The sequence below is a fragment of the Euzebyales bacterium genome (genome assembly GCA_035461305.1).
GTDB lineage: Bacteria > Actinomycetota > Nitriliruptoria > Euzebyales > JAHELV01 > JAHELV01.
The window spans coordinates 1-9,039 of the sequence record DATHVN010000156.1 but is presented as its reverse complement, the minus strand read 5'-3'; the positions used below and the strand labels follow the sequence as shown (position 1 = coordinate 9,039).

General features: G+C 70.7%; 10 protein-coding genes. 3 read left to right on the top strand and 7 right to left on the bottom strand.

The genetic code is table 11. The annotated features are described in order from the left end of the window. The coding region (locus VK923_14380; GenBank protein HSJ45862.1) for a hypothetical protein at nucleotides 1–418 on the top strand (418 nt) is incomplete at its 5' end. Between the two features lie 147 nt (nucleotides 419–565). Further along, nucleotides 566–958: a cupin domain-containing protein gene (locus tag VK923_14375; protein HSJ45861.1), complete on the top strand. Its 393-nt coding sequence runs from the start codon at nucleotides 566–568 to the stop codon at nucleotides 956–958. 75 nt (nucleotides 959–1,033) lie between these two features. Here VK923_14375 and VK923_14370 read toward each other — a convergent pair whose 3' ends face one another. The 7 genes from VK923_14370 to VK923_14340 form a co-directional block, all read right to left on the bottom strand. Continuing rightward, on the bottom strand, nucleotides 1,034–1,795 hold the full coding sequence (locus tag VK923_14370; protein ID HSJ45860.1) for an HPF/RaiA family ribosome-associated protein: 762 nt from the start codon (nucleotides 1,793–1,795) through the stop codon (nucleotides 1,034–1,036). A gap of 61 nt (nucleotides 1,796–1,856) precedes the next feature. After that, nucleotides 1,857–2,699: a DUF2267 domain-containing protein gene (locus VK923_14365; protein HSJ45859.1), complete on the bottom strand. Its 843-nt coding sequence runs from the start codon at nucleotides 2,697–2,699 to the stop codon at nucleotides 1,857–1,859. A gap of 483 nt (nucleotides 2,700–3,182) precedes the next feature. Beyond that, complete coding sequence (locus VK923_14360) at nucleotides 3,183–3,923, bottom strand: amino acid ABC transporter ATP-binding protein (protein HSJ45858.1); 741 nt, start codon at nucleotides 3,921–3,923, stop codon at nucleotides 3,183–3,185. Next, nucleotides 3,920–5,026, bottom strand: a complete 1,107-nt coding sequence (locus VK923_14355; protein ID HSJ45857.1) for an amino acid ABC transporter permease — start codon at nucleotides 5,024–5,026, stop codon at nucleotides 3,920–3,922. Before VK923_14355 ends, VK923_14360 begins: the two co-directional genes overlap by 4 nt. Before the next feature lie 63 nt (nucleotides 5,027–5,089). Further along, complete coding sequence (locus VK923_14350) at nucleotides 5,090–5,983, bottom strand: basic amino acid ABC transporter substrate-binding protein (GenBank protein ID HSJ45856.1); 894 nt, start codon at nucleotides 5,981–5,983, stop codon at nucleotides 5,090–5,092. Nucleotides 5,984–6,436: 453 nt separating this feature from the next. Further along, nucleotides 6,437–7,825 (bottom strand): ATP-binding protein, encoded by a 1,389-nt coding sequence (locus VK923_14345; GenBank protein HSJ45855.1) that lies wholly within the window; start codon nucleotides 7,823–7,825, stop codon nucleotides 6,437–6,439. Continuing rightward, complete coding sequence (locus VK923_14340; protein HSJ45854.1) at nucleotides 7,822–8,481, bottom strand: response regulator transcription factor; 660 nt, start codon at nucleotides 8,479–8,481, stop codon at nucleotides 7,822–7,824. Before VK923_14340 ends, VK923_14345 begins: the two co-directional genes overlap by 4 nt. A gap of 125 nt (nucleotides 8,482–8,606) precedes the next feature. Between VK923_14340 and VK923_14335 the strand changes: the two genes are divergently transcribed. Further along, nucleotides 8,607–8,921, top strand: a complete 315-nt coding sequence (locus VK923_14335; protein ID HSJ45853.1) for a hypothetical protein — start codon at nucleotides 8,607–8,609, stop codon at nucleotides 8,919–8,921. The last annotated feature ends 118 nt before the right edge of the window (nucleotides 8,922–9,039 follow it).

The following is a 9,039-nucleotide window of genomic DNA, read 5'->3' as shown; positions in this document are numbered from 1 at the left end:
GCTGACCGGCGTCACCGTCCTCGGGCTCGTGCTGTTCGTGACGATGATCGCGTTCGGCCCGCTCGTCGACCTGGGGCTCGGCATCCGGTACGCGGCGGCTGCCGCGGCGTCGATGACGCTGCTCGGCGCGGAGTTCGGGCTACTCGCCCTCGCCGTCGGCGCGATCACAGGGCGTCGCAGCCCGGCGATCACGGTCGCCGGTGTCGCCGCCGTCGCGTCGTACGTGCTGTTCGCGCTGGGCGCACTGGTCGAGGAGGTCGAGCCGTGGCGGTTCCTCTCGCCGTTCCAGCACGCGATGGGTACCGACCCGATCCTCAACGGGATGAGCATCGGCTACACCCTGGCGATGGTGGCTGTGGGTGTCGTGGCGATCGTGCTCGGCACCCCCTTGCTCGAACGCCGCGACATCGCGACGTAGGCGTCGCGCGGCACAGCGCTCGACGGGGAACACCGGCCCCGGCCACTGCGGTCCAACGACCTGGCGTGCCCGTCTCTGCGCTCCGCATCCTGTGCAGCACGAGCGCCCGTTCCATGGGGGTGGGCCACGACGGCGAGGAGAGAGCAGATGGACACCGAGTCCGACATGACGACGAACGAGGTCGACCTCATCGGGTCGGCCCGAGCAAGCGACGACTTCCGCCGCGTGCTGGTCACCGGCGAGCACATGCAGGTGGTGGTGATGACAATCCCAGCAGGGGGCGAGATCGGCGCTGAGACCCACCCGAACACCGACCAGGTGCTCCTCGTCGTGGATGGTGCAGCCGACGCGATACTCGACGGCGAGACGACTCGGATCGACGTCGGTCACCTCGTGTTCGTGCGCGCTGGCACCCACCACAACATCGTCAACGTCGGTGACGTGCCACTGCGGATCGCGACGGCCTACGCCCCGCCCGAGCACGAGCACGGCACGGTCCACCACACGAAGGCCGACGCCGATGCCGCCGAGCACACGTGAGCACGACCGGCACGTCGGAGACGGACGATGCCCCCATCCGGGGGGCGTCGATCCGTCCCGATCCCGAACGGCGCGTCACGCCGCGGTGACGACGCCGTCGTGCCCGTCGTACCGGCGGTACACGACTGTGCCGCGCCCGGTCTTGCGGTCGACGAAGAAGAGCCAGTCCTGCCCGGCCAGGTTCAGCAGCCGCGCGGCATCGTCGACGTCGAGCGTCGGGACAGGAGGCTGCGCGTCGGACGAGCTGGACCCGTCCGGAACGAGGCGCACGCGCACGTCGTCTCCCTCGACGCGCTCCACGATGGCCTCACGGCCCGTGTCGGCGTCGACGTACAGGTGGAAGTCGTAGTCGAGCAGTGCCATCTGGTCGGCCGCTTCGGCCGGGGTGAGGGGCTCGAGCGCATAGCTCTTGTGCCGGATCACCTGGCGGTCCTCCGAAGGTCGGGGGAAGTACGAGGGGCGCGCCGTCGGGGTATCGCCGTGCCGCCACTCGTGCGCACCGAGCGAGGCCGGGCCCCGCGCCCGCCGCGCCAGCCGCCGGTCGGTGAGGTGCTCGAGCTGGTGCCGCAGCCGTTCGGTCATCAGGTCGATCGCCTCGACCACGGTCGGACCGTCCGCCACTGCGCGGATCGGCTGCCCGTTGACGTCGAGCATGGCCTGCGCGATCGCCGGTCTCTGGTTCGCGGGGTCATCGGTCAACGTGAGCTTGACACGCGCGAACAGGATCGGATCGTCCAGGCGGCGCGTGACCTTCGCGACCTCCTCGCGCGCGTGCCGTTTGGCCTTGTCGCCGATGTCGCCACGGGCGGCGATCCGCACCTCCGACGTGCTGATCATTTGGGTGCCTCCTTCCCGGATCGGTGGACGTCGTGCCGGTGACCCCAGGGTCGTGCCGACGTCAGCCGTGCCGTCCCTCGTCCTCAGCCGTGGCCGTCGTGCTGGTGGACCACAGCTGCCTGAGCCCAGCGGGCAGGACGGCCGAGATGTCCGCCGCCTCCTCGGGCACGAGCTCGGCCAGGGCGCGCAGGACGCCCTCCAGCACGCGCCGCGCCTGGTCGTCCGCCAGTCCCGCCACATCGGCGACGACCGCGACCAGCCCGTCGACGTCACGGATGTGCATGACATCGGTGCGCACCACCACCTGGTCGACCATCAAGCGGACGTCGGTCGTGAGATGACCGACGACGTGGCCGCGCTCGCCGGCGGGAAGGCGCAGCAGGAACACACGCAGCGCCGCGGCCGCCTGGGCCGGCGCGACGCCAGCGGCCTCGGCGGCCACTGCGAGCCGCCGTCGCTGCGTCGAGGGCTCACGATGGTCGTGCCCGGCCGACGGGCGGGTGTCCCCGCGCGTCAGCCCGATGTGCAGACGGGCGTGGACGTCGCGGACCCCCGGCACCTGCCGAGCCGTCGCGATGATCTCGTCGGCCTGGGCACCGCGCGCGACGTCGCCGCGGAGTACCGCAATCCCGTCTTCGACCGTCACGTTGAGGTGCGGCAGATCCAGGCGGTGGAGCGTGGGACCGAGCTGGCTGCGAACCCGGGCGGCGACCACCGGGTCGCCGGCCTCGGTGTCCGGCTCGCGTCCGCGCAGTCGGTAGTCCAGACCCTCCAGCTGCCCGTGCATGTATCGCATCCACTTCGCGGCGTGATCAACGCCCCGGATGGTGCGCTGATGGCCGATGAGCTTGACGCTCGCCAGGGCGAGCCCGTTCAGCGAGCTCCTGACGATCGTCCGTGCCACCCGCGAGGTCGTCGCTCCAGCCATCATCGCCTCCTGGTCGACCCAGCGACGGTTCCCCCGTCCGCCGCGACCGCCGCCACGGTCACCCACCGGCGGTCAGCCGTGACGACGTGTGGAGATGCGCGCATGTTGTCGCGCTCTGCCGGCGTCCGAACCCCTGGGCTGCATGTTGCCCGGTCCGCGCGGTCGGCATCCGAACTCGCGGGACGATGCGTCCGTCGCGTGCCCCTTCCTGGCCAGCTCACGGTACGTCGGGACGCTGCGGTCGGACCGATCTGACGGCGCGGCATGGCCGGCTCTGGACGCGTGCCTGCGCTTCGCTGCCATCTGCGTCACCTGCCCCGGTCGTCCGTTTCACACTGTGCGACATCATCCGGCTCGGGATCAGGGCGAACGGCACGGTCACGGTTCCCGATGGGCCTGGGATCGCCCGGGACATCCCGGCTGCCCCGCGGCCTCGTCGGAGACCTCGCGCCGGGGCCGTCAGAGGATCTGTGAGAAGAACTCCTTGGTCCTCGGATGCTGCGGATCGGCGAACATCCGCGTTGGTTCGCCCTCCTCGAGCACGACCCCCTGGTCCATGAAGAGCATGCGGCTGCCCACCCCCCGCGCGAACCCCATCTCGTGGGTGACGACCACCATGGTCATCCCCTCGGAGGCCAGCCCTGCCATGACGTCGAGGACCCCTTTGATCAGCTCGGGGTCGAGCGCCGACGTGACCTCGTCGAAGAGCATGAGCTTCGGCTCCATCGCCAGCGCCCGGGCGATCGCCACACGCTGCTGCTGACCGCCGGACAGCTGCGACGGATACGACTCGGCCTTGTCGCCCAGGCCGACCGCATCCAGCTGCACGAGCGCCCGCTCCCGCGCCGCGTCGTCGTCGAGTCCCAGCACGATATCGAGTGCCAATGTGACGTTGGCCAGGGCGGTCATGTGAGGGAAGAGGTTGAAGTGCTGGAAGACCATGCCCATGCGGGTGCGCACCCTGTTCAGGTCCGACCGGACGTCGGTGAGATCCTGGCCGTCGAACCAGACCTTGCCCAGCGTGGGCTCCTCGAGCATGTTCATCGTCCGCAGCAGCGTGGACTTGCCCGACCCCGACGGCCCGATGAGGACGATCACCTCCCCGGGCCTGACGTCGACCGTGATGCCCCGCAGGACGTGGAGGTCGCCGAACCACTTGTGCACCTGCTCGACGCGCAGGAGCCGGTCCTGCCCGTTCACTGCGCGCCCACCAGGCCGGTCAGGCCGCTGTTCAGCCGTTCTTCGAGCATGCGGACCACACGGATCATCGGCAGCGTGATCACCAGATAGCCCGCAGCGGCGGCGAGCCAGGGCGTCGCGTTGAACGATGCCGCGTACAGGTCACGCGCGGTGCTCAGCAACTCCTTCTGCGAGAACGTGAGCCCGAGGATGAACACCAGGGACGTGTCCTTGATGAGGATCACGAACTCGTTGGTCAACGGCGGGATCACCCGGCGCACACCTTGGGGCAGGATGACGTGACGCAGCGCCCTGCCGTAGCTCATCCCCAACGAGCGGGCGGCCTCGAACTGGCCACGGTCGATCGACTCGATGCCCGCCCGGAAGATCTCCGCGCTGTATGCGCCGGCGTTGAGCCCGAGGATGACCATGGCTGCCAGGTACGCACCCACGCCCAGGCCGAGCGCCAGCACGATGCCCAGCCAGCCGAAGCTGAGTTGCCAGATCAGCGGCGTCCCGCGGAAGAAGTTGATGTACAGCCGCGCGGGGGCACGTACCAGCGGACGGCGGGACAGCACGAATACGGCCAGGATCAGCCCGAGCACGATGCCGATCGTCTCGCCTGCGAGGGACAGGACGAGGGTGTTCAACGCGGCTCGGACGAACCGCGGCCCCTCGTCGACGAGCAGGCCGAGCTCGAAGTACTGCCGGACGAGCAAGTCGACCTCGCCGGTGCGCACCCACAGGAACACCACGTCGAGCACGACGGCCTGCGCTCCGAGCACCGCACCACCGACCGCTGTCTCGCGCGCGGCTTTGTTGGGCATGCGCCCATAGGTGCCCCAGCCCAGCCCGGCCCCGATGAGGCCCAGGCCGAGCGATATCCACAACAGCACGCCCTGCGCCGTGCTGGTGATCGCCTCGGCGAGCTGGGCGGACGGCACCCAGCCGAACGCGGTGATCACGATCGGTGTGCCGATGACCACGAGGCAGAGTGCGGCGGCGCCGAGCAGGCCGGCCGTGAGCGACACCCTCGTCTGGTCCTCGAGCCAGTCACTCAGCGTCCGCTCAGGTCGCTGCTGCTCGGTCGCGAGTGGATCGAGGGTCTCAGCGGTCCCGGTCATACGTCCCTCCTCGCCGGCAGCGCCCTGTGGGGAGCACCGCACGCGTGCCGCGCCACTCGGCGCCTACCCTTCCGTTGCCGCGGCCTCGGTCTCCTCGCCGCCGACGACGCTGCCGGCGGGAGCCTCCGGGAAGTACTGCTCGTAGATCTGCTGGTACGTCCCGTCCGCGAACATCTCCGACAGCGTCTGGTTCGCCGCGTCGAGGAGTGGCTCGTTCCCCGGATTGACCGGGAACCCGAACTCCTCGCCGGTGTCGATGGTGTCGACGACGGCCAGCGCCTCCCGGCCCGCGGCCGCGTCGACCGCAGCCGGCTCGTCGAAGATCACGCCGGTGACCTGCCCGGCCTCGACGGCGGTGAAGGTGTCGCCCGCCTCGGGGAACCCCCGCACCTGGACACCTTGCGGACCGAGGTTCTCGTTGGCCCAGCTCTCACCCGTCGTGCCCGTCTGCACCGCCACGGAGTCGCCCTGCCCGAGGTCGTCGACCGTGGCGATGTCCGGCGACTGCTCTCCGTTGACCGTGAGCGCCTGCTGCGCCCGGTAGTAGGGCTCGGTGAAGCTGACGGTCGCGGCACGCTCCTCGGTGATCGTCGTCGCCGACGCGACCATGTCGAACTGGCCCGCCGCGAGCTGCGTGAAGATCGTGTCGAAGGACGTGTCGACCCATTTGACCTCGACGCCCAGGCGGCTGCCGATCTCTTCGATGAGGTCGACGTCGAAGCCGGTCAGCTCGCCGCCCTCCTCGAACTCGAACGGTGGGAACGGGATGTCCGACCCGACCGTCAACGTGCCCTCCTCCAGTGTGGAGAGCTCCACCGCAGGTGCCTCGGACCCCGCTGCGGCCTCGGATCCGCCCGCCTCGGTCTCCGCGGGCGTTGCCGTCTCTGCCGCCTCGCCCCCGCACGCCGCCAGCGCGAGCACGACCACCGCGATGACGACCAGAAGTTGTCTGCGCACCGTGCCCTCCTGCGACGGTCCTCCGTCATGGCGCTGTCGCGAAGTGTGCGGTACCGAGCGGACCAGGCCCAGCAGCAGAGGTCCCCCAGCGTGCGGGTCGTTCGGCACGGACATGACCTATGTCGCGCCCGCGTCGATGTGCCGGCGTGGCCCCTCCGCACGCGGCGGGCCGAACGTCCGCGCACGAAGGGCCGGTCGACTCTTGGCAGTATGGGCCGTCTCGGGGAGACTGCCGCGGTCGGATCGATCGGGGACCGATCACCCCCGACGCGACGTCGTACGAGAGTCGCCCAGGGCACTCACCGCGGACCATGGACAACGCGGACGGCCATGCGGATCCGACGACCTGGGAAGGAACCGGCAGAGCCCCGGAGGATCGATCCGTCAGGATCACCGCCCGGGGCTCTGCTCCGCCCGTACTCCCCCGATCGACCGTTCCCGGTGGGTCGGGCATCACACGTCGACCCGGACCGGCTGCGCCGCCGGCAGCAGGACGACAGCGTCCAGCCCGCCTGTAGGCGCGGTACGGAGCTCGACGCGACCCCCGCTGGCGGTGACCAGGCGCTCCACGATGGCAAGGCCCAGCCCGAACCCGTCGTGTCCGGACGCTGTCGCGCGCCAGAACCGGTCGAAGGCATGCTCGCGCTGCTCGGGTGCCATGCCCGGTCCCTCGTCGATCACATGGATCTCCACGGAGTCACCCGCGCGCTGCGACCTCAGGACGATCGTCGAACCGGCAGGTGCGACCTCGACCGCGTTCGCGATCAGGTTGTCGAGCACCTGCTCGACCGACCCGGGCAACGCGAGCACGGCGGGGGTCGGCGCGGCCTCGAGGCGCAGCCAGACGTCCCGGTCCGCCGCAACCGGCAGCCACACCACCGATCTGTCGCGGAGCGCTGCGTCCACGTCGACCGCCTCGGCCTCGATCGGCGCGCCGTCCGTGCGGGCCAGGATCAGCAACCCCTCCACCAGACGTCCCAGACGGTCGGCCTCGTCGATCGCGGCGGCGAGCCCGGCGGCGGCGTCACCCGATACGTCGGCCTCGAGGTTATCCAGGCGCAGCCGCAGGGCGGTCAGCGGCGTCCGGAGCTGGTGGGAGGCGTCGGCGACGAAGGCACGCTGCGAGGCCAGCAGGGTCTCCAGACGCTCCGCCATCGTGTTGAACGTCCTGGCCACGGCGCGGACCTCGGGTGGTCCCGCCGTGGTGTCGGCCCGGGTGGACAGCCGACCGTCGGCGAGGTCGGCCGCACTGCGCTGCAGCCGCCGCAGCGGACGGCTGACCGATCGGGCGATCAGGAAGCTGGCCAGCGTCGCGGCTGCGAGGACGACGACGGCGACCCCACCGAGGAGCAGCCAGTTGCGGGTCACCCGGCGATCCAGCTCCGTCGTCGGGTAGGTGATGCGTACGGCGCCGTGCACGACACCACCTGACGCGACCGGAACCGCGACGTACAGCAACCGCAGGCCGAGTGTGTCCGAGAACCTCGTACCCGTGGCGACGCGCCCGGCCAGGGCCGCGCGGATCTCGGTGCGGCTCGAGAAGTCCCGGCGCCCGGGCGCGGGCGGATCGGAGTCGGCGACCGACACACCCTGCGCATCGACGATGACCACCCGCCCACCGGTCCGCTCGCCGTACCGGTCGACCACACTGGTGAGATCGGTCGCGACGCCGCGTTCCAGCGTGTCCTCTGCGACGCCGGCGATCACCGTGGCGTCGCGCTCGATGGCCGAGGACAGCTGGGCCTGCTCGTTCCGCGCGAACGTGAACCCGAGGGGGATCTCGAGGATCGCGAGGACGAACACGGCCAGCGTCAGGTAGCTCCAGAGCAACCGTGTGGTCACGTCGGGCGTCCCAACCGGAACCCGATGCCCCGGACGGTCTCGATCCACGCGGGGTCCCCGAGCTTGCGGCGCAGCGCGCCGACGTGGACGTCCAGGGTCCTGCTGTGGCTGTACCACGCCGACTCCCACACCTGCTCCGCCAGCCGCCTGCGGCTGACGACGACGCCTGGCTCGTCCATCAACATGGCGAGGACGTCGAACTCCTTGGGCGTCAACTCGATCTCACGACCGTCGAGGTGGACGCGGCGCGTCCGGGGATCCAGATGCAGTGGACCCGCGATGCGCCGCTTGCCCTCGTCGGCGCGCGGCTGGACGCGACGGGTCACCGCACGGATGCGCGCGACCAGCTCGCGGAACCCGAACGGCTTGACGATGTAGTCGTCGGCGCCGAGCTCGAGGCCGATCACCCGATCGGTCTCGTCACCGCGGGCGGTGACGACGATGATCGGCACGTCCGACACGGACCGGAGCTGTCGACACACGTCGTACCCATCCATGTCCGGCAGCCCGAGGTCGAGCAGCACCACGTCGTAGCCGTCCGCCGCCAGCGCCGCAGCGCCGGTGCCCACGACGACCGCGCCGTACCCCCGCCGGCGCAGTCCCGAAGCGAGCGGCTCGGCGATCGTCGGATCGTCTTCGATCACGAGCACGTCCATCGTGCGCCAGCCTCGCACGTCGCGCGCCGACCGGCCCGATCTTCACACAACCCTTACAGCGGCCTGCAGCGTCCCTGACGGCACCGCGCCTACCGTCGGGTCATGACTGAGATGGAGGAAACGCCATGAACCGACGCACCGTCCTGGCCACCGCTGGTGCGATCACGCTCGTCATCGTCACCGGCGCGTCCGCAGCCGCGGCCAACCTCGGACTCCTGAACTCGGCGACCGACCAGGGTGCCGTCGGCACGCTCACTCCGGGGTCCGCGACATCCGAGCCGCAGACCGTGGTCGTCGAGCCCGCGCCGGCCACGACGACTGCGAACGCATCGGACGCACCGGCCACCGCGTCCGTCGGACCCGACCACGACCGTGAAGGCCGCGAGGACGACCACCACGAGGCGCACGAGGAGTACGAGGGGTACGAAGATGACGACTGAGCGGCGGCGGGCGCGCCCGGCGCAGGCCGCCCGGCGCATCGTCGGCGGCGCCAGCATCGCCGCGGTGCTCGGCCTGGTCGCCGCCTGGTCGACCCCCGCGGGGCCCGCGACGGTCGCG

Excerpts from the sequence above, each read along its gene's own strand:
- VK923_14340 (HSJ45854.1), bottom strand. The coding sequence starts at position 8,481 with ATGGACGTGCTCGTGATCGAAGACGATCCGACGATCGCCGAGCCGCTC.
- VK923_14375 (HSJ45861.1), top strand. The coding sequence starts at position 566 with ATGGACACCGAGTCCGACATGACGACGAACGAGGTCGACCTCATCGGG.
- VK923_14370 (HSJ45860.1), bottom strand. The coding sequence starts at position 1,795 with ATGATCAGCACGTCGGAGGTGCGGATCGCCGCCCGTGGCGACATCGGC.
- VK923_14355 (HSJ45857.1), bottom strand. The coding sequence starts at position 5,026 with ATGACCGGGACCGCTGAGACCCTCGATCCACTCGCGACCGAGCAGCAG.
- VK923_14335 (HSJ45853.1), top strand. The coding sequence starts at position 8,607 with ATGAACCGACGCACCGTCCTGGCCACCGCTGGTGCGATCACGCTCGTC.